The 19,984-nt window shown below is 42.1% G+C and carries 20 protein-coding genes; 13 read left to right on the top strand and 7 right to left on the bottom strand.

Annotation, left to right across the window (positions count from 1 at the left end; genetic code table 11):
- Nucleotide 1 precedes the first annotated feature (1 nt).
- From mlaD to BGP78_RS08205, 3 genes are read right to left on the bottom strand one after another with little or no spacing between them, the layout of a single operon-like run.
- Nucleotides 2–550 (bottom strand): outer membrane lipid asymmetry maintenance protein MlaD, encoded by a 549-nt coding sequence (gene mlaD / locus BGP78_RS08215; protein WP_119860951.1) that lies wholly within the window; start codon nucleotides 548–550, stop codon nucleotides 2–4.
- A gap of 14 nt (nucleotides 551–564) precedes the next feature.
- Nucleotides 565–1,344 (bottom strand): lipid asymmetry maintenance ABC transporter permease subunit MlaE, encoded by a 780-nt coding sequence (mlaE, locus tag BGP78_RS08210; RefSeq protein WP_119860950.1) that lies wholly within the window; start codon nucleotides 1,342–1,344, stop codon nucleotides 565–567.
- Nucleotides 1,341–2,183: an ATP-binding cassette domain-containing protein gene (locus BGP78_RS08205; protein WP_119860949.1), complete on the bottom strand. Its 843-nt coding sequence runs from the start codon at nucleotides 2,181–2,183 to the stop codon at nucleotides 1,341–1,343. The genes mlaE and BGP78_RS08205 overlap by 4 nt, the downstream gene beginning before the upstream one ends.
- A 191-nt stretch (nucleotides 2,184–2,374) precedes the next feature.
- On the opposite strand from BGP78_RS08205, the gene BGP78_RS08200 reads away from it, so the two are divergent.
- The 12 genes from BGP78_RS08200 to mgtE all read left to right on the top strand — a co-directional run bounded on the left by BGP78_RS08200 (nucleotide 2,375) and on the right by mgtE (nucleotide 11,669).
- Entirely contained in the window at nucleotides 2,375–3,331 is a 957-nt protein-coding gene (locus BGP78_RS08200) for a calcium/sodium antiporter (RefSeq protein WP_119860948.1), read from the top strand.
- A 16-nt stretch (nucleotides 3,332–3,347) separates the two neighbouring features.
- Entirely contained in the window at nucleotides 3,348–4,319 is a 972-nt protein-coding gene (locus BGP78_RS08195) for a KpsF/GutQ family sugar-phosphate isomerase (RefSeq protein ID WP_119860947.1), read from the top strand.
- Nucleotides 4,320–4,871, top strand: coding sequence for a 3-deoxy-manno-octulosonate-8-phosphatase KdsC (kdsC, locus tag BGP78_RS08190; protein ID WP_119860946.1), 552 nt, complete (start codon nucleotides 4,320–4,322; stop codon nucleotides 4,869–4,871).
- Nucleotides 4,868–5,422 (top strand): LPS export ABC transporter periplasmic protein LptC, encoded by a 555-nt coding sequence (gene lptC, locus BGP78_RS08185; protein ID WP_119860945.1) that lies wholly within the window; start codon nucleotides 4,868–4,870, stop codon nucleotides 5,420–5,422. The genes kdsC and lptC overlap by 4 nt, the downstream gene beginning before the upstream one ends.
- A complete protein-coding gene (gene lptA / locus BGP78_RS08180; protein ID WP_119860944.1) occupies nucleotides 5,412–5,936 on the top strand; it encodes a lipopolysaccharide transport periplasmic protein LptA in 525 nt (174 codons plus the stop codon). Before lptC ends, lptA begins: the two co-directional genes overlap by 11 nt.
- Nucleotides 5,937–5,938: 2 nt before the next feature.
- Nucleotides 5,939–6,664 carry an LPS export ABC transporter ATP-binding protein gene (lptB, locus tag BGP78_RS08175; RefSeq protein ID WP_119860943.1) on the top strand — a complete coding sequence of 242 codons (726 nt, stop codon included), beginning with the start codon at nucleotides 5,939–5,941 and terminating at the stop codon, nucleotides 6,662–6,664.
- Between the two features lie 56 nt (nucleotides 6,665–6,720).
- Nucleotides 6,721–8,223, top strand: coding sequence for an RNA polymerase factor sigma-54 (locus BGP78_RS08170; RefSeq protein WP_119860942.1), 1,503 nt, complete (start codon nucleotides 6,721–6,723; stop codon nucleotides 8,221–8,223).
- Nucleotides 8,224–8,251: 28 nt separating this feature from the next.
- Complete coding sequence (gene hpf, locus BGP78_RS08165; RefSeq protein ID WP_010361359.1) at nucleotides 8,252–8,539, top strand: ribosome hibernation promoting factor; 288 nt, start codon at nucleotides 8,252–8,254, stop codon at nucleotides 8,537–8,539.
- Between the two features lie 2 nt (nucleotides 8,540–8,541).
- Complete coding sequence (gene ptsN / locus BGP78_RS08160) at nucleotides 8,542–8,994, top strand: PTS IIA-like nitrogen regulatory protein PtsN (protein ID WP_119860941.1); 453 nt, start codon at nucleotides 8,542–8,544, stop codon at nucleotides 8,992–8,994.
- A 16-nt stretch (nucleotides 8,995–9,010) separates the two neighbouring features.
- Nucleotides 9,011–9,856: an RNase adapter RapZ gene (gene rapZ / locus BGP78_RS08155; protein WP_119860940.1), complete on the top strand. Its 846-nt coding sequence runs from the start codon at nucleotides 9,011–9,013 to the stop codon at nucleotides 9,854–9,856.
- A 4-nt stretch (nucleotides 9,857–9,860) separates the two neighbouring features.
- Nucleotides 9,861–10,133, top strand: a complete 273-nt coding sequence (locus BGP78_RS08150) for an HPr family phosphocarrier protein (protein ID WP_119860939.1) — start codon at nucleotides 9,861–9,863, stop codon at nucleotides 10,131–10,133.
- Nucleotides 10,134–10,310: 177 nt separating this feature from the next.
- Nucleotides 10,311–11,669, top strand: a complete 1,359-nt coding sequence (mgtE, locus tag BGP78_RS08145) for a magnesium transporter (RefSeq protein ID WP_119860938.1) — start codon at nucleotides 10,311–10,313, stop codon at nucleotides 11,667–11,669.
- 62 nt (nucleotides 11,670–11,731) lie between these two features.
- Here the strand turns inward: mgtE and pmbA are convergent, their stop codons facing one another.
- The gene (gene pmbA / locus BGP78_RS08140; RefSeq protein WP_119860937.1) at nucleotides 11,732–13,081 is read right to left on the bottom strand and encodes a metalloprotease PmbA; all 1,350 of its coding nucleotides are present in this window, start codon (nucleotides 13,079–13,081) and stop codon (nucleotides 11,732–11,734) included.
- Between the two features lie 133 nt (nucleotides 13,082–13,214).
- Here pmbA and yjgA point away from each other — a divergent pair, with 133 nt between their 5' ends.
- Nucleotides 13,215–13,736, top strand: coding sequence for a ribosome biogenesis factor YjgA (yjgA, locus tag BGP78_RS08135; RefSeq protein ID WP_119860936.1), 522 nt, complete (start codon nucleotides 13,215–13,217; stop codon nucleotides 13,734–13,736).
- Between the two features lie 66 nt (nucleotides 13,737–13,802).
- Here yjgA and tldD read toward each other — a convergent pair whose 3' ends face one another.
- The 3 genes from tldD to BGP78_RS08120 are packed head-to-tail and all read right to left on the bottom strand — an operon-like array spanning nucleotide 13,803 to nucleotide 19,976.
- Complete coding sequence (gene tldD / locus BGP78_RS08130) at nucleotides 13,803–15,242, bottom strand: metalloprotease TldD (RefSeq protein ID WP_119860935.1); 1,440 nt, start codon at nucleotides 15,240–15,242, stop codon at nucleotides 13,803–13,805.
- On the bottom strand, nucleotides 15,235–16,062 hold the full coding sequence (locus BGP78_RS08125) for a carbon-nitrogen hydrolase family protein (RefSeq protein WP_119860934.1): 828 nt from the start codon (nucleotides 16,060–16,062) through the stop codon (nucleotides 15,235–15,237). The genes tldD and BGP78_RS08125 overlap by 8 nt, the downstream gene beginning before the upstream one ends.
- Nucleotides 16,063–16,064: 2 nt before the next feature.
- Nucleotides 16,065–19,976 carry a YhdP family protein gene (locus BGP78_RS08120; protein WP_119860933.1) on the bottom strand — a complete coding sequence of 1,304 codons (3,912 nt, stop codon included), beginning with the start codon at nucleotides 19,974–19,976 and terminating at the stop codon, nucleotides 16,065–16,067.
- Between the last annotated feature and the right edge of the window lie 8 nt (nucleotides 19,977–19,984).

The raw sequence follows: 19,984 nt of genomic DNA, 5'->3' as shown, positions 1-19,984 counted from the left end.
ATTATTCACCGCCTTGATTAAATAAGAACTGACCAATAAGCTCTTCTAGTACAAGTGCAGACTTCGTATCAGCAATCATGTCACCATTTTTCAGCGCTTTACTTTCAACCCCAAAGAGATCATCAAGTTCATCTGCTTCACTATTACCCACGGTATCATTGCCCAAACAAGACTGACGCGCCGACTCTGAAGCAATAACAGGAGAGATCCCTAAATATTGCTCCCCTAAAATACCCGAGGTTAAAATAGACACTGATGTTGTGTCTGAAAACTGACATTCATAGTTTGCATCTATTTTCATATTCACCACAGGCACAAATTCTTGTGGGTGAATACTGATCCCCTCAACGCGACCAATCACCACCCCACCGACTTTAATGGGCGCTCTGGCTTTTAACGATCCAATATTTTCAAATTTCGCGTTTAATAAATAAGACTCACCACTACCGCTAATGCCTGAATTCGCTACTTTTAGCGCGAGTACAGCAAATGCGATAACGCCTAACGCAACAAACAAACCTACTAAAATCTCTATTTTCCGTGTATTCATGACTTTAAAACCTTTTAACCTGAAAACATCACAGCAGTTAGTAAGAAATCAAATCCTAACACTGCCAATGAAGAATGTACTACTGTCTCTGTTGTTGCCTTACTTATACCTTCCGAGGTCGGAATACAATCATACCCTTTGTAAAGCGCAATCCACGTCACGACCAAAGCAAACACAAAGCTTTTGATAATGCCGTTAAGAATATCTTTTTCGAATGACACTTGCGCTTGCATAATTGACCAAAAACTTCCTGAATCAACACCCAGCCAATCAACACCCACTAAATGAGCACCTAAAATAGCCACCGCTGAAAAAATAAGTGCCAAAATCGGCATACTGATAAAGCCAGCCCAAAAACGCGGCGCAATCACTCGCTTTAAAGGGTCAATCGCCATCATCTCCAAACTTGAAAGCTGTTCCGTTGCTTTCATGAGGCCAATTTCCGCCGTGAGTGCGCTGCCAGCTCGACCAGCGAAGAGCAACGCTGTTACAACAGGGCCTAATTCACGTAATAAACTTAATGCAACCAAGGGTCCCAAACTGTCTTCTGCGCCATACCCGACGAGTACTGTATACCCTTGTAACGCCAGCACCATACCTATAAACAACCCAGACACCATAATAATAAGCAATGACTGATGACCTATCATGTACAACTGGCGGATCAGTAAAGGTGTGCCCTTTCTTGGGTTAGGAATGTTTACTAGCGCACCAATTAACATGCGGGTCGAACGTCCTAATGCCGCAAATCGACTGAGTGTTTTGTGGCCCAACTTTTGTAAAAAATCCATCACCTAGCTCCTTGAGTTAATAACGCATCTTCATAAGGGCTCGCGGGTTGGTGAAATGGAACAGGTCCGTCAGATAGACCTTGTAGAAATTGCTGCACTAGTGGGGAGCTATGCGCCAACATTTCTTCAGCTGTGCCACTGCCAATCACACCTTGCTCTGCAATAATGACAACATGCTCCGCAATACTAAGGACCTCTGTCACATCGTGAGTAACAATCAAGGATGACAAACCTAACACTTCATTCAATGATTTTATCAATTTAACCAAAACCCCCATAGAAATTGGGTCTTGGCCAGCAAATGGTTCATCATACATAATAAGTTCAGGGTCCAGTGCAATGGCTCTGGCTAACGCGGCACGACGTGCCATACCACCAGACAGCTCCGACGGCATTAACTCACTAGCCCCTCGTAATCCTACGGCTTGCAACTTCATTAGCACCACTAAGCGAATTAACTCCTCACTTAGTTTTGTATGTTCTCTCAGTGGGAACGCAACATTATCGAACACCGACATATCAGTAAAAAGTGCACCACTTTGGAACAGCATACTCATATTTTTTCGTGCATCATATAACGCACTACGCGTCATACTTGGAATACTGGCGCCTTCGAATAATATATCACCGCTATCGGGTTTAAGTTGGCCCCCGATAAGGCGTAGCATCGTTGTTTTACCTATACCACTGGGGCCCATAATAGCGGTGATTTTTCCCTTCGGAACAGAAAAGCTCATGTTTTTATAGATGGTCTTTTCACCGCGTGAAAATGTCACATCCTTGATTTCAACTATTGCTTGCGACAAGTCGCTCTCCACATCTAGTTCGGCTAATATTGTCATAATACGATTTTTTATCTCTTGAGGGAAAATACATTTCGTAAAATTTTGTAATATTAACGCCTTAATTTAATCCGTAGTATCAACAAACTTACCCGAACCTTCCAATCAACCAGCCCCTTTTATTTATACTTTTTTTCTGGGTTTTGGTACTATTTACGCCAATGACGTTTTATTACTTGGCATAACTTTTAATGGTTTTATCTTTCATCGTTCTAATATTAGGTTTTGCAGCGCTTGTTTGGAGCGCAGATCGTTTTGTTTTTGGCGCAGCTGCATTGGCTCGAAATTTTGGTGTTCCCACACTCATCGTTGGTTTAACAATTGTCGCAATGGGATCATCAGCTCCTGAAATGATGGTTGCAGCTCAAGCTGCCTTAGCGGACAAAACAGATACCGCAGTTGGTAATGCTGTAGGTTCAAATATTGCCAACATATTGCTCGTTTTAGGTATTACCGCTTTATTACGCCCATTATCTGTGAGCTCAGGAATTTTAAAGCGAGAAATGCCTTTATTGGTCATTGTGTCTCTTGGCGCTTGGCTAATTATTAGTGATAACTACTTCAGTGCTACGGAAGGTACGCTATTACTTGTCGGCTTTGTATTATTTTTATTGGCGCTTATCGTTATCACCAAACAAACCGGCAATCAGGACGATCCTCTTGTTAGCGAAGCTTGTGATGAGGTGCCAAACAATGTTCCGACCAAAAAAGCCGTATTATGGCTCGTTGTAGGTATGGTGCTACTCCCTATAAGCTCTCATTACCTGATAGGTTCTGCAGTTGATATTGCCAAGTTCTTTGGCATGAGTGATTTGCTTATTGGCTTAACCATCATCGCCATTGGTACCAGCCTGCCTGAGCTTGCAGCCTGTATTGCTGGTGTACTCAAAAAAGAAGATGATTTAGCCTTGGGTAATATTATCGGTTCAAACATTTTCAACATTTTAGCTGTACTCTCTATCGCTGGTATTTTAAACCCTGCCACATTAGATGCAAATATCGCTCAACGAGATATTTTTGTTATGCTTGCTGCAACACTTGCGTTAATCATCATGAGCTTGAGTCTCACAGGTACACGCAGAATTAATCGTCTTGAAGGTGGGCTATTATTAGCAGCATTCATCGGCTACATGTATTACATTATTTAAACAATGGACTGCCTATATGACCCAAATTAACTTTTCAAAAACGGCTAGAGCTGTTATCGATATCGAGCGCCAAGCCATTGATGAAATAACGCAATATATAGACGAGCACTTTGAAAAAAGTTGCCAAACAATATTTGACTGTATTGGTAGAACCATCGTTATTGGCATGGGTAAATCTGGACATATCGGTAATAAAATCGCCGCAACTTTGGCAAGTACAGGTACGCCCGCATTTTTTGTTCACCCAGGTGAGGCCAGCCATGGTGATTTAGGCATGATCACCAAGCATGATGTTGTGCTGCTTATTTCTAACTCTGGTGAAACAGTAGAAATAATGAGCATTATTCCAGTCATAAAGCGAATTGGCGCTAAAACCATCGCCATGACAGGAAACCCACAATCAAGTATTGCACAATTAGCCGATATTCATTTGTGTATTACAGTTTCTAAAGAAGCATGCCCGCTTGGCTTAGCACCCACAGCGAGTACAACAGCAACCCTAGTAATGGGTGATGCACTCGCAGTTGCTTTACTCGAAGCACGAGGCTTTACTGCTGATGATTTTGCATTATCACATCCTGGAGGCGCATTAGGTAAACGTTTATTGCTAACCATTGCAGATATCATGCATAAAGGCGAGCAAGTGCCTATAGTCACTAATGATGATACGGTAAAAACGGCACTCTTTGAAATGTCAGCAAAAGGGTTAGGTATGACTGCTGTTGTTGATGCAGACTCACGATTATGTGGTATTTTTACTGATGGTGACTTGCGACGTATTATAGAACAGCGAGTAGATTTACATAACGCCGTTATTAATGATGTTATGACCAAAGGCTGTGCCACCATTCACCCGAATATACTTGCAGCTGAAGCATTAAATATTATGGAAACGAAACGAATCAATGGCTTAATTGTCATAGACGATGAACAACGCCCGATTGGTGCACTTAATACGCAAGATTTATTAAAAGCGGGAGTACTGTAAATGCAGTTTGCTGATTTATACCAACCAATTTCCCCCCTCGTAGAAAGCAAAGCCGCTGCTGTGAAATTACTTATTTGTGATATCGATGGCGTCTTCTCGGATGGCCGTATTTATTTAGGTAACAATGGAGAAGAGTTAAAAGCATTCAATACAAAGGATGGGTTTGGCATAAAAGCCCTCATAAATAGCGGCGTACAAGTTGCGGTGATCACGGGCCGACATTCACAGATTGTTCAGCAAAGAATGACTAGTTTAACGGTACCGTATATCTATCAAGGACAAGAAAATAAGCTAATAGCCTATGATGAATTAAAACACGAGTTAAATTTATCTGATGATGAAATTGCTTATATTGGTGATGATGGTCCAGACCTGCCAGTCATGGAGAAAGTGGGTTTCGCAGTCGCCGTAAACGATGCACACCCCCTTATTAAACGCCTATCACACTATACAACGCAATTACCAGGTGGCTTTGGCGCGGTCCGCGAGTTAACCGATTTACTCATGCTGGCACAAGGACATAGTCTTGGTAGCGAAGGAACAAGCGCATGACCACAAATCGCATTGCAGTATTGGGATTATTTTTACTAACTATGGGCTGGCTGTGGTACCCCTATTTATCTCAGCCATCTACCTCTCAAAACAATACCCAAGATGTAATAGCGAAACCAGATTATATTGCCACTGAGTTACAGCAAACAATTTATAATGAAACCGGTGTACGCAGCCATACTGTTACAGCAAAAAAAATGGAGCTATACCAAGAGCTTGGATTTAGTCATTTCGAAGCGCCCATTTTCACCTTATATAATGGCACTATGAATTGGAAAATCACGGCAAAAGAAGCCACTTTATATGAAAACAACACACTGATTTTAGAAGGTGATGTAGTGGCAAAAAATTTAACCGACAAAGCCATGATCACGCACATAAATGCCGATCATATTCGTGTCGAAATTACCAAACGATTAATGCAGTCAGAACAGCCCGTAAAAATCTCTGGGCCTGACTTAATGATAACAGGGAAAGGCTTGCTCGCCGACTTAAACACCGAGGTGATTGAGCTCATTAACCATACAAGAACCGTTTACTATGATCAATAAATTGAAAGTTACTGTCGCCTTTATAGGATTAACACTGAGTCAAATAGCCCTAGCTCAAAGCGACTCCTTTGCATCCGAAGTATCGATAAAAGCAGGTAAACAACAAGCACAATTAAAAACCAACATCGGTATTTTTGAACAGAACGTCGAAATTATTCATGGCAATAGACAAATAAACGCAGACCGCTTGGAAGTTCACCGCAGAGCAGAGCTCGGTGAAAACAAACAACTGCTTGTTGCGACCGGCAGCCCCGCACTTTTCAGTGAAAAACAAGCTGACGGCACTTTATTAAGTGCCAGTGCACAAGAAGTACGCTATGACGTTGCAAATAAAATGCTCATTATAAAAGGCGATGCTGAAATTAATCAGGCGGGGCAAATTATCAAAGCACAATCCATAACCTATGATATGGAAAAGCAACTAATTAATGCCGACAGAGGCAATCAAAATACCGGCCGTGTTCATACCATCTTAGTGCCAGAAAAAAAATCAGATAAAGATCAAGGCAAATAACTATGAGCACACTCACTGCACAAGCTTTGGCTAAAAGCTATAAAGGCCGTCAGGTCGTCAAAAATGTCAGTCTCAGTGTTGAAGCGGGCAGTATCGTTGGCCTATTAGGCCCCAATGGCGCAGGTAAAACCACCAGCTTTTACATGATTGTGGGGCTCGTACCAAGCGACAATGGTACCGTTACCATCGATGATCAAGACATTACTTTATTACCCATGCATAGCCGAGCACGGCTTGGCATTGGCTATTTACCACAAGAGTCATCTATCTTTCGTAAACTCACTGTTTATCAAAATTTAATGGCAATCTTGGAAACACGTAAAGATCTCAGCAAGGCAGATCGAGAACAGCTGCTTAACGAACTCTTAGACGAGTTTAATATTCAACACATACGTGCCAGTCAGGGCATGGCATTATCTGGTGGCGAACGCCGCAGGGTAGAAATTGCTCGCGCTTTAGCCGCAAATCCAAAATTTATCCTATTAGATGAGCCTTTTGCTGGTGTTGATCCTATTTCAGTGTTAGATATAAAGAAAATTATCGAACATTTAAAAAAACGCGGTATAGGTGTTCTTATCACAGACCATAATGTACGTGAAACACTCGATGTGTGTGAAAAGGCGTACATTGTTTCACATGGTGAATTAATTGCATCTGGCACACCTGAACATGTGCTCGCCGATCAAACTGTTCGAGATGTCTACCTTGGTGAGCAATTCAGGCTATAGTTAATACACCTAGGTAATTTTAATAATTGAACAATGAAAAGGATTGTTAGAGATACATGAGGCAATCGCTACAGCTGCGCATGGGCCAGCAATTAACCATGACACCACAGTTACAGCAGGCTATTCGCTTGCTGCAACTGAGCACGCTCGATCTTCAGCAAGAAATTCAAGAAGCACTAGACAGTAATCCCTTGCTAGAAGTTGAAGAATCAGAGCATGACAACGACAGTGATAATAGAGAAAAAGAACACAAAGAACTAAGTAAAGATGAGACAGGTTCAGATACCACTGACGAGGCGCCGGTTAGCGATTACGAACTAGATTCTGACGCTGCTATGAGTAAAGACACTGTCAGCGAAGAACTTGCCATGGACGTTACTTGGGACGAGTACATGAGTGCAGCCCCGGCGGCCAGCAGTGGCCCTATGCCTGAAGATGAGAACATGTACCAAGGGGAAACCAGTGAAACCCTACATGAATATCTCATGTGGCAGCTAGAGCTTACCCCTTTTAGCGATACCGATAGAGGCATCGCAGTCGCAATTGTCGAAGCGGTTGATGATGGCGGCTTGTTAACCTTATCTACAGAAGAAATTTTAGATAGCTTAAACGACGGCAGTTCCGAAGAAGGCATTGAGCTCGATGAAATAGAAGCCGTACTCAAACGCATTCAGCTATTTGATCCTGTCGGTATTGCAGCTAGAAGTTTACAAGAGTGTTTATGTATTCAGTTGAACCAGTTTGATAAAGCGACACCTTGGTTAGAGCAAACAAAACAAATATTAACAGATCATATCGATTTACTTGCTAGTCGTGACTACCGAACTTTGATGAAGAAGACTAAACTCAAAGAATCGGATTTAAAAGATGTCATGACCCTGATCCACAGCTTAAATCCAAAACCAGCTGCCAGTATTATTCGTGAAGAGTCAGAATATGTGATCCCTGATGTGTCGGTTAAAAAAGTAAAAGGTCGTTGGTTGGTAGAGCTAAATCCTGATTCAATGCCTAAAATCAGGGTTAATGATCATTATGCTGCGATGTCGCGATCAGTAAAATCGAGTACGGATAGCCAATTTATCCGCTCACATTTACAAGAAGCGAAATGGTTTATTAAAAGTTTAGAGAGCCGCAATGACACTTTAATGAAAGTTACTAATTGCATTGTGCAGCAACAACAGGCATTCTTTGAACATGGCCCTGAAGCAATGAAACCCATGGTGCTTAATGATGTGGCTGAAATGGTAGAGATGCATGAGTCGACCATTTCTCGAGTCACTACACAAAAATATATGCACACACCTAGGGGTATTTTTGAGTTGAAGTATTTCTTCTCAAGCCATGTTAGTACTGAAAACGGAGGTGAATGCTCTTCCACTGCGATTAGAGCATTGATCAAAAAGCTCATTGCCGCCGAAAATACAGCTAAGCCGTTAAGTGATAGCAAAATTGCGGATATATTGGCAGAGCAAGGAATCAAAGTGGCCCGACGTACCATAGCAAAATATCGGGAGTCGTTAGCCATTCCACCGTCAAATCAGCGTAAAAGCTTGATATAAGACGTATTACCAAAGAAGGAAAATGCTTATGCAACTAAATTTAACTGGTCGTCACGTAGAAGTTACAGAATCACTAAGAGACTATGTCAACACCAAGTTTGCGAAGCTAGAAAGGCACTTTGATCATATTAATAACGTTCATGTGATCTTAGATGTTGAAAAGCTGGTACAGAAAGCCGAAGCTACCTTACATCTCAGTGGCGCTGAAGTCTTTGCCTCTACTGAGCATCAAGATATGTATGCCGCTATCGATGGTTTGGTTGATAAGCTAGACAGACAAGTAATTAAACATAAAGAGAAGCTTACTCGACACTAATCATGAAATTAAGCTCAATAATCAACAAGGACTGCAGTAAAGCTGCGGTCCTTTTTAATAGTAAAAAACGGATTTTAGAATACGTTAGCGAGCTAGCGCATGAGCAATTACCACAATTAGAGCAGCATCATATTCTGTCGGCCTTAATGAATCGTGAAAAACTAGGCAGTACCGGAATAGGGAAAGGAATTGCACTCCCTCATGGTCGTATGGAGGGTATAGAACAGGTTTTTGCTATACTCTTAGTCAGCGAGCAAACCATTCCATTTGATGCAATAGACAATCGCCCTGTTGATATTTTTGTTGCGCTAATTGTACCTGAAGGAGATAATCAGCAACACTTAAAGACACTATCTGCAATTGCAGATAAGTTGAAAAATAAAGAGTTTTGCAAACAATTAAGACATGCAAGTAGTGATTCCGAGCTTTATAATATTATTGCTGCACAGGATTAATAAATAGGGGAAAGTCGTGGAATTAATCATCATCAGTGGTCGGTCAGGATCAGGAAAGTCGGTAGCGCTAAGGGTATTAGAAGACCTTGGCTACTATTGTGTTGATAATATCCCCGTGAACTTACTGCCATCATTAGTAAGAAGTGTTTCCGAAAACTACGACAAAATAGCCGTCAGTATTGATGTTAGAAACTTGCCTAAACAGCAAGAAGAGTTTAACGATATTCTTGAGTACTTACCCGGTTTCGCGAATCCAACCCTATTTTATTTAGACAGTGATGACCAAACGCTAATCAAGCGCTTTTCTGAAACCCGCCGCTTACACCCATTATCTATCAATAACTTGCCTTTAGATTTAGCGATTAAAGAAGAAAAGCAACTGCTTGATGTACTCAATACCAGCGCAGATATGGTCATTGACACCACGGATCTAAGCGTACATCAATTAGCTGAGGCTATCCGTGAACGTATATTAGGTAAAAAAGACAAACAGCTGATCATCACCTTTTTATCTTTTGGATTTAAACACGGCATGCCCAAAGATGCTGATTATGTATTTGATGCTCGATTCCTACCCAACCCTCATTGGGAGCCTGATTTAAAACCACTCACAGGTTTAGATAAACCTGTACAAGAATATTTAGCTGGACATAGCATAGTACAAAAATTTACTTGGCAAATTCAGACGTTCGTGCAAACTTGGTTACCTCACCTTGAACGCAATAACCGCAGCTATCTTACTATTGCTATCGGCTGTACTGGTGGACAGCATCGTTCTGTTTATCTGGCGCAAACCATTGGAGAAAGCTTTCAACGTTCTCACCCTAATGTACAGATCCGACATCGTGAACAAAATAGCTAATACCATGCGTTGTGAGGGGACTTTTTTAATTCAAAACAAATGTGGCTTACATGCAAGAGCTGCTACTGTACTGGCGCAACTAGCGGTGAAGTTCGATGCAGATATTACCTTATACCAAGATGAAAAAGAGGCAGCAGGCGACAGCGTATTAGCACTGCTTTTACTAGAAAGTAGTCAAGGAAAGTACGTAAAAATCCGCTGTGAAGGGCCAGATGCAAAATCAGCCTTATCTGCTATTGGCGATTTAATAGAACAAAAATTTCACGAACAAGAGTAACTTGCCGACAACAAGTTACGATAAATACGCCTATCCTACGTGGCAACACGCTCTAAAGTACGTTAAACTCTCAAGCCAAGGCCCGCGCACCTCAGCATCATTCGCTGCATATTATCCAACATATATTCACTAGGTACGCGTAAAAAGACTAACAATACGACATTAATTAGGAAGCCTATGCCTGAAGCGCTTGAACAAGATTATACTTTACAACAACTCCAGCAAGTTACCCTTGCGCTTAATAGTGGGCAGTTTGTTCAAGTCAGGCGAATTTTAGCAGAAACAGCACCATGTGATACCGCACTCTTACTCGAATCTTCACCTCATAAAGTCAGAACGCAACTTTGGAAACTCGTAGACCCTGATATTCAAGGCGATGTACTTGAAGAGTTATCAGAAGATGTTCGTCTTGGCATTATCGCTAAAATGAAGCCTGAACTCATTGCAGCTGCAACAGAGGATATGGACGATGATGATTTAGGTGAAGTATTACGAAGCTTGCCTGATACGGTATATCACGATGTTGTTAGCAGCATGGACACACAAGACCGTGAACGTGCGACCCAAGCCCTGTCTTATCAAGAGCGTTCGGCTGGCGCATTGATGAACAGTGACACCGTCACTATTCGTGCTGATGTATCATTAGATGTTGTACTACGCTACTTACGTTTGCGTGGCAACCTACCTGATGGCACAGATGACTTATATGTTGTTGATAAAGATAACTGCTTTATTGGCGCGCTCCCTTTGAGTACCTTATTGACGAATCCACCAGATCATTTAGTTCAAGCGTTGATGGATGAAGACAAAGAGTCAATTCCCATTTCAATGGATGAAACTGAAGTCGCCCAACTTTTTGAGCGTCATAATTGGATTTCCGCCGCGGTTGTCGATGATAATAACCACTTACTAGGCAGGATCACCATTGACGATATTGTTGATGTTATTCGAGAAGATGCTGAGCATAGCTTACTCAGCATGGCGGGTCTTGATGATGAAGAAGACACCTTTGCACCCGTTCTAAAAAGTAGCCGCCGTCGTTCAATTTGGCTAGGGATCAACTTATTGACTGCGCTACTCGCAGCATTTGTCGCGAGCTTTTTTGAAAATACCCTCGATATTCTCCCCGTGCTTGCCGTACTCAACGGCATAGTACCCAGCATGGGTGGGGTGGCTGGTAGCCAAACACTGACCTTGGTGATCCGAGGTATTGCACTTGGCCATATAAATCAAACTAACCAGCGATTTATACTCGGTAAAGAGTTAGCTATTGGGGCGCTAAATGGTTTGCTGTGGTCTTTACTCATCGCTGGCGTTGTAGCGCTTTGGAAATGGGACTTTACTTTAGGAGCAGTGATTGCCTTTGCGATGTTTATGAATTTACTCGCGGCAGGTATTGCGGGGGCTAGTATTCCTATTATTCTCAAAAGAATGAAAATTGACCCTGCGCTTGCGGGTAGCGTGGTTTTGACAACCGTTACTGATATTGTTGGCATATTTGCCTTTTTAGGCACCGCAACATGGTTTTTAACTTAGCGCTGTCAAAGTAATAGCCTGAAGTAAAGGCATAGCACCCCGTTTACTTCAGGCAGAGAGTATTACTCGCCGGCAACTTGCATTGAGTCAATCAATACAGAGCCTGTCTGTACACTTCCACGCGGCTCGACATCGCCTCCAATGGCTTGAATACCTTTAAACATGTCCTGTAAATTACCCGCTATGGTTATCTCACTTACCGGATATTGAATTTCACCATTTTCTACCCAAAAGCCAGCAGCACCACGTGAGTAATCACCGGTGACAGTGTTAACACCTTGGCCCATTAATTCGGTTACTAACAAGCCAGTTCCCATCGTCTGTAGTACTGCATGTAGATCATCATGCGTTTGTTGTACCAACCAGTTATGAATGCCCCCAGCATGACCTGTCGCTGTCATCCCCAATTTACGGGCTGCGTAGCTCGCAAGTAAATATGTTTGTAGTTCTCCACCACTGATAATATCTCGGTCACGGGTTTTTACGCCTTCGCTATCAAATGGGCTAGATGCTAACCCTTTTAATAAATGTGGCCTCTCTATAATAGAGACGCATGGGTTAAAAACTTGTGTATGAAGGCTATCAAGCAAAAATGTCGATTTACGGTATAGGGCCCCACCGCCAATCGCCGATACCAAATGTCCAAACAAGCTATTTGCAATATCAGCTCTAAAAACAACCGGGGTTTTCATGGTTTTTATTTTTTGACTATTTAATTTCGCAAGCGTTGATTCTGCGGCTTCAACACCCACTAAGCTAGCCCCTTTTAGCCCACCTTGTTCACGAGAAATTGTGTAGGCAGAGTCGCGTTGCATATGCTCGCCATCTTGACCAATTACCATGGTACTTAACGTATGTCGTGTGCGAGGAAAACCAGCAACTAAGCCATGACTGTTACCATACACTCGCAAACCTTGATGACTTGCAAAACTGGCCCCATCAGAATTGACGATACGTGGGTCAAATTCTAATGCCGCTTTTTCCGCTTCAAGACAAAACTCAATGCCTTGTTCAGGAGAAACGTCCCACGGATGATAAAGATCTAAATCAGGAGGTGACATCTCTAAAAGCTGCTCATCAGCTACCCCATTACATGGGTCATCAGATGTAAACTTGGCAATATCAATGGCTTTCTCTACCACCGAGCGCAAAGCCTTCGGGCTCAAATCTGCAGTAGATGCACTCCCTTTATGATTACCAACATACACACTGATCCCCAAACCACCATCTTGGTTAAACTCAATGGTATCAACCTCGCCCATTCGTGTACTCACAGAAAGGCCCGAAGTGCTAGACATAGCAGCTTCTGAGGCTGTGGCGCCCAACTTCTTCGCATGGGCCAGTACATCAGAAACGGCTTTCTTCACGTCATCAATTTGTTGATAAATAGGGTCTTGTTGGGCTCTGCTCATGGGCATCTTCTCTAATAATTTATGTCTTCATATTAATGCTAACACACATCACGATTATCGCCCTATTCAAGCAAAGCTTTTCCTACGTATAATTGGTATACTTAGCACAAATAGATTACTACTAGTTTGAATCATGGCTAAGAAAAAGAAACCCGTAATTGAAGAAGACATCATTTATGTCTCTAAAAGTGAACTGAAACGTGATGCGCAACAGTATCAGCAACTTGCGCTCGACTTAGCCAGTATGGCAAAAAAGCAACGTGATAAATTGCCGCTTACTGATGATTTATTACAAGCAATGATCGTCGCAGATAAAATACGTGCCAAAAGTGAAGCTTATCGTAGGCATATGAACTACATCACAAAAACACTTCGCACTACAGAGAATATTGCCGAAATAGAAGCGGCTATCGACTTGATGTTAAATAAAAATAATCAAGCTGACGTGCTCCTAAATAAAATTGAAATAATCAGAGATGAATTAATTCAACAAGGTGATGACAAAGTAAATGAGTTGCTTGCTGAGTACCCAGAGTTAGAACGTCAAAAAATGCGACAACTCGTCCGCCAAGCCAAAAAAGAAGCCTCTGTAGAAAAGCCAGCAAAGGGCTATAAAGAGCTTTTTCAGTATTTAAAAGAAGCGATGATGCCATAATTACCAGGTTGAAGAGCTAAAGACATAAAAAAACCAGCTAATGCTGGTTTTTTTATGAATACGAACTTAAGCCGTACCACCCACGGTGATTTCATCAATTTTTAAACTCGGTTGCCCGACTCCAACAGGGACACTTTGGCCGTCTTTGCCACATACACCCACCCCTCTATCGAGCTTAAGATCATTACCCACCATCGAGATTTTATGCATAACATCAGGTCCATTCCCGATAAGTGTAGCCCCTTTAATAGGCTGAGTGATTTTTCCATCTTCAATAAGGTATGCCTCTGACGCAGAAAATACAAACTTACCTGAAGTAATATCTACCTGACCGCCGCCAAAGTTTGATGCAAAAATACCCTTTTTAACACTACTGATAATATCCGCTTGAGTATCTTGCCCTGGCAACATGTACGTATTTGTCATTCTTGGCATAGGTAAGTGTGCGTATGACTCACGACGCCCGTTACCGGTAGGCGTAACCCCCATTAAACGGGCATTTAACTTATCTTGCATATAACCTTGCAAAATACCCTTTTCAATCAGTATATTATATGCTGCAGGCGTCCCCTCATCATCTACGTTTAGAGACCCTCTTCGGTCAACCAAAGTGCCATCGTCAACGACAGTACAAAGTTCTGATGCAACCTGTTGCCCTACTTTTCCACTAAATGCAGAAGCTTCTTTTCGGTTAAAGTCACCTTCTAAACCATGTCCTACCGCTTCGTGTAATAGCACACCAGGCCACCCAGCGCCCAACACTACAGGCATTGCTCCAGCTGGGGCATCTACTGCTTCTAAATTAACTTTAGCTAAGCGTACCGCTTCTTCTGCATACTCTACCCAACGCGGTTTGCCCGCAACCAATTCTTTAAAGTATCCATAATCTAAACGCGCACCACCACCAGCACCGCCTCGTTCGCGTCGACCATTTTTTTCAAGTAATACAGAGCAATTTAGGCGAATTAAAGGGCGAATATCCGTGGCAAAAGTCCCATCACTGGCTGCAATCAGTACTTCTTCATACACAGCTGAAATTGAGCTTACAACCTGTTGAGCATCAGGTGCTATGTCTCGAATATGTGCTTCAATTTCTCGTAATAACGCAACTTTGTCAGCATCCGCCATTTTAGTAATTGGTTGCACTGGCGCAAATTGCTGTTTTGCTGTCACATCACTGAATACTTGCACTTTTTGCGCTTGACCTGACTGAGCAATACTGCGTGCAGCCATCGCAGCTTTGTTTAACGCATCAAAATTGATAGCATCTGAATATGAGAAGCCCGTTTTCTCACCTGATAAGGCTCTAACACCAACGCCTCTCTCAATGTTATAGCTGCCATCTTTAACAATACCGTCTTCAAGCACCCACGTTTCGTTGTAGCATGACTGGAAATAGAGATCTGCATAATCCACTTGATGTTGGTGAATATAACTTAGCGTTTGCTCTAGCTGCTCTCGAGTCAATTGACTATCAGCTAATAAATGTTGTTCAACATTATTCATAAAATTCACTCTTAAAACGATTGTGTGCCTGTACTGGCATTTTAGTTCTGATCTGCATAAGTTCTGCCAAATCAATGTCACCTTGGACCGCACCACATGTGTCTTTGGCATCCGCAATTACAGTGCCCCATGGTGATAATATTAGGCTATGTCCGAAGGTTTTGCGGCCATTTTCATGTGTACCGACTTGAGCTGCGGCGATCACATAACACTGCGTCTCTATGGCACGCGCCTGTAATAATGGCCGCCAGTGTGCTGCACCTGTTACCGTAGTAAACGCACTCGGGATCAATAGTAGCTGGGCCCCTTGGTCAACCATTGCCTGATAAAGGCCAGGAAAACGTATATCATAACATACGCTTAATCCTATTTTCCCAAACGGGCTATCAACCACTTCTATAGCCGTTCCTGCCGCACAGTGCGTTGACTCTCGATAACCTTGTGTATTGTCATCCACTTCGACGTCGAACAAATGCATTTTATTATATTGTGCGACAATATCACCCACGTCATTAAACAATAAACTGGCGGCAACATAACGATCATTATCATAAGGTAACGCAATCGTGCCGGCAGCAAGCCAAATACCGTACTCACGACACAATAATTTAAGCTTTTCTATCCAATACGTATTTGTCGCACTTAATGTAACTGAGTCTTGGCTTGTATGACAAAATGCTAACCAAGTTTCTGGCAAACAGACCAACGCCGGTTGCTGTAAATTAAGTTGTTGCAACTGCTCAACCAAATATTGGAAGTTAACGCTTGGCTCTACGCCAGAGCACATTTGTATAGCAATAACCTTGGACGCTTGACGCATACTTAAACACCCGCCTCATTCAATGGGCTAGACTCTTTGTTTATTGATCGGCTCTGTGCGCCTTTAATCAACTCACTCGAAGGTAAAGTGTCTTGTGCCTTAGGTGGCGTGTTTTGTGCTGCTTGTGGTATTTCAACTTCGCGACTTTTTCTATTAATTTCAGTAACAATAGGCTGTTCCATAGTACCTGTTACTTTAAATTTAATTTCAGAAATCACTCTGGCCGAATGGATCACTTTATCTAACGCTAACGCAGCAAGCCCTGTCACAGGGTTAACCATCCATGCCACAATGACAGGTAAACTCGATGTCACTTGCGGTGCAACCGCTAAATCATAATTAATATCGTAGGTATTTAAATTCGCGTAGCCTTGAATGGTTAAATCCGCTGGAACTCCATCCATTTTAGTGTCTTTCGTGTAAGCAATGCCCTCTTCAAGCTGCACTGACCCTTGCATTTTGTTGTAAAAGAACCCTTTAGAGAATACGTCTCTAAAATCTAGTTTCAGTTTTCTTACCAATGAATCTAAGCTCAACAGTGAAAATACGCGCGCTCCTTGGTCGCTTATTTCAGCTAAATGCCCTTCACCAAGCTCCCAAGTAACTTCCCCAGCCAGACTCTGCATATTTATATCATACGGTGCACCATTCCATTGTAATTGGTATCCAATACTCGCTTTAGAATCTTTGATGGTAGATGTTAAGTCAAACTCATCAAACAACTCACCAATATCTTTGCTGTTCATGATCCCTTCTACACGTGTCACGCCTGCTTGCCACTGACCCTGTCCGCGTAACACATGCTCTTGTTTATCAACAACGAGTTCAGGGATCACTAACTTTTCCCCATCACCAAACAATGACATAGATACTCTGTCTAATTGATAATTATCAACTTTACAATCTGAGCAATTAAAGGCTATCGCTGGCATTCGCGCCAACCAACTTAAATCTTCTCCAGATAAGTTAACTTGAGAATCAACTTTTGCACTCGCACTCTCTTCAAGTTTAGGTAGATTAAGTCGTAAGTAATCTGCTTCGATTGCAATCGGACGACTCGACCCACTAGGCGGTAATACGACTTGCGCGCGTAGCTCTTTTGCATTCAACCGCATCGTCATGCCATCACTACTCGGCCGTAAGCGCATCTCAAGATCATTAAAGTGGATGCCCGACAGGTCAAGGTTACCAATTTGAGCATTAAGCGCTCTTAACTCGGGAAACAAAGAGACTTGTTCTTTTGCTGTTTTACTTGAATCAATAATTCGCTCAATAAAAGGGATCCAAGATTTCAAATCTAAGTCAGTATGATCAATTGAGACAACAAAGCGATCCTGTGCAAGCCCTTTATCTCGGTTGCCGGAAATCAAATGCGCATTACTTAATTGCACGCTGTCATTATCTAAGATGCCATTAAAAAATAATTTCTTATCAATATTAACCATGATTAAATTTGAAATATCATCACCTTGCACCACCCCTTGCAACGGCCAAGTGCTTGAAGCAATTTTCTTATAAGGGGCAGAAAAATCGCTTGATAGACCGACTAGATCAGATGAAAACTCAGCCGTATAATTAAATGCTTCATCGCTAAACACCAAACTCAATGCCGTATTCAATGCTGTTTGCCCCGCTAAATAATCATCAAGCAAACCATCGGTATAGGGCAGTAACTTATCGCTTTTTGCCATTAATTCGGCATTAATATCAACTTGATAGCTGTGATTGTCTCCGTCTCCTTTGACATCAAACCACATAGGCATACCTAACCAGGTCGCCGTTGCATTAGGTATAGTAATAGCGTCATCTTTAAAATGTAGAAGTGCATCGACTTGAGTCAGCTGCATACCCGGTTTCGATAAATAAACCGGTAAATTACGTAAATGTATATCCCCTTCAGCCAATACATCTAAGTCTCGTAAATCTATCTTAAGTGTAATATTCCCTTCAACTTCCCCTTGTCCCTGAACAATTTGTAATATATTGGAGAGTGGGTCATTAAGGGGCGTTGCCGCGAAAAAAGGCGCAAGGGAAGGCGCTTGTGTAATGTGGTTGATTCTTACCAGAAGATCATCAGCAGCATCTAAATTATCAATACTGACGACCACACTGTCTTCTATTTTTTGGTTAATTAAAGTACCCGAATGGGCATAAATATCCATGCGTTCATTTGAGAAATGTAACGTCGTTTCGGCGTTTTTTATCGCAGGCCAACCCGGTGCAAAAGCAAATTCCGCCTCTTCAATTTTTGACAATACATCAAACTGCCCTGCACCATTACTAAATGGAAAATCCGTTAACCGTCCAGAAAATAAAACTTGCGACTCACGATGTATACCGTCGAGGATCCCTTCATTTAAATATTTTATGAGGCTCGCTTTCATCAACGTCTGAGGAAAGTAATGACCTGCCACTTTTGCATCGCCGCCAAGTACCTCAACATATAAATCTAACTCGGGTTCATCTGCTAAATTTAAGTGCATCTCCCCAGCAACCGTTAAATCTTCATTGTCAAACCACAACGAATCACTTACCACTTGCCAATCATTACCCCGCTTAAAAAACTGAAGTTCTAAATTCAGTTGATTGTAAGCAAGCGGTCGGTCAAACAACCCCGCGGTGTGAAACTGTGCATTTTCAGAAAAAAGAGACACAGCCCCCATATTATTTTGCAGTGTTGCTTCAAGTCTTACATTGTCAGCGCCCGGTATCCCCCCGACCTGACGCCATGACAAATCACGTCCTCCTAACCACGCAGACACCGCTTTCTCTGGTCCAATACTCACTCGGCCTCGCAGAGCACCTTGTAAGTCATGCGCAGCTACTTGTTTTGCGAATTCCATATTGCTTAAAGTACTGAGGTCTGACAATAGGCTTACACTCAGTTCATCGAACCAAACTTGTTGTTGCGCTGCAGAGAATTCACCGCGTAATTGCGTCTGTGAATACGGTATATCATTGTGAGATAGGTGTAATGGAGTCGTCGATAACTCCCAAAACTGCCCCTGCTTCGAAGGCGTGAATAATACCTGCCCAGAAGTCAGTGATATACGCTCACTTTGGCCATTTTCCAACCATTTAATATAACTAGGTAACCAATTTAGGTGAACATTTTCCAGTTTACCATTTTGCATTGAAACCCACGCTTCACCATTGAGTTCAGTGTGGATCCCCAGTTTATCTTCATTTAGATCTTGAGTGAGCCAATCGGATACATCCACTTTTGATGCATGTAGGTAAATTTGCCCATTTAAATCACGCAAACGCTCACCAGTGAAAGACAATCGAGCTGAGTAATGACCCTGAGAAAAACCTGGAATGCTTATTTCACCAACACCTTGGTGAATTTGCTCGCTATTTTGCCAAGTAATGTCATCTAACAGTAGAGAGTGTCGTCTTCCCAAGTGAGTGATTAAATTTAATTGGCTTTTTTGAATAGAAAAGTGGCCTGTTGCACCTAAAAACAGGCTTTCAATCAAAGACTGTTGCTCAAAGTTACTGTCACTGTCTGTTTGCAGGTTGCTAAGCTCTTCAAGATTAACATCAGCCACAAAACCTTGTAGTACAAAATAATCTGAACGCAGCTGCCAATTTTTTAGTGATTCAACCACATTTAATTGCAAACTTGTATTGGCAATACTCAACGCAATAGGCGCATTTTTGTTATCTGCAAACGTCAGGTTTTCTAACACCAGAGAGGGTCCGGAGCCTTGCCAACTAGCGCTAATGGCACCAATAGTTAAATCAACGCCAAACTGCTTATTGATCAGTGTTTCAATATCGTACTTATAGTCATTGGCATACGGTAAAGCATATTTCAGCACCGACACAAAAACCGCCAAAACGACCAGCGCTACAGCAAAAGTTTGCCAGACTTTTCTAAAACAAAAAAAGCAGATTTTTTTAGCTTGCATTAACCCTG

The organism is Pseudoalteromonas sp. MSK9-3 (assembly GCF_003590335.1).
Classification (GTDB): domain Bacteria; phylum Pseudomonadota; class Gammaproteobacteria; order Enterobacterales; family Alteromonadaceae; genus Pseudoalteromonas.
Note: the sequence above shows the minus strand (reverse complement) of the source record. Positions and strands in the feature narration are given on the sequence as shown.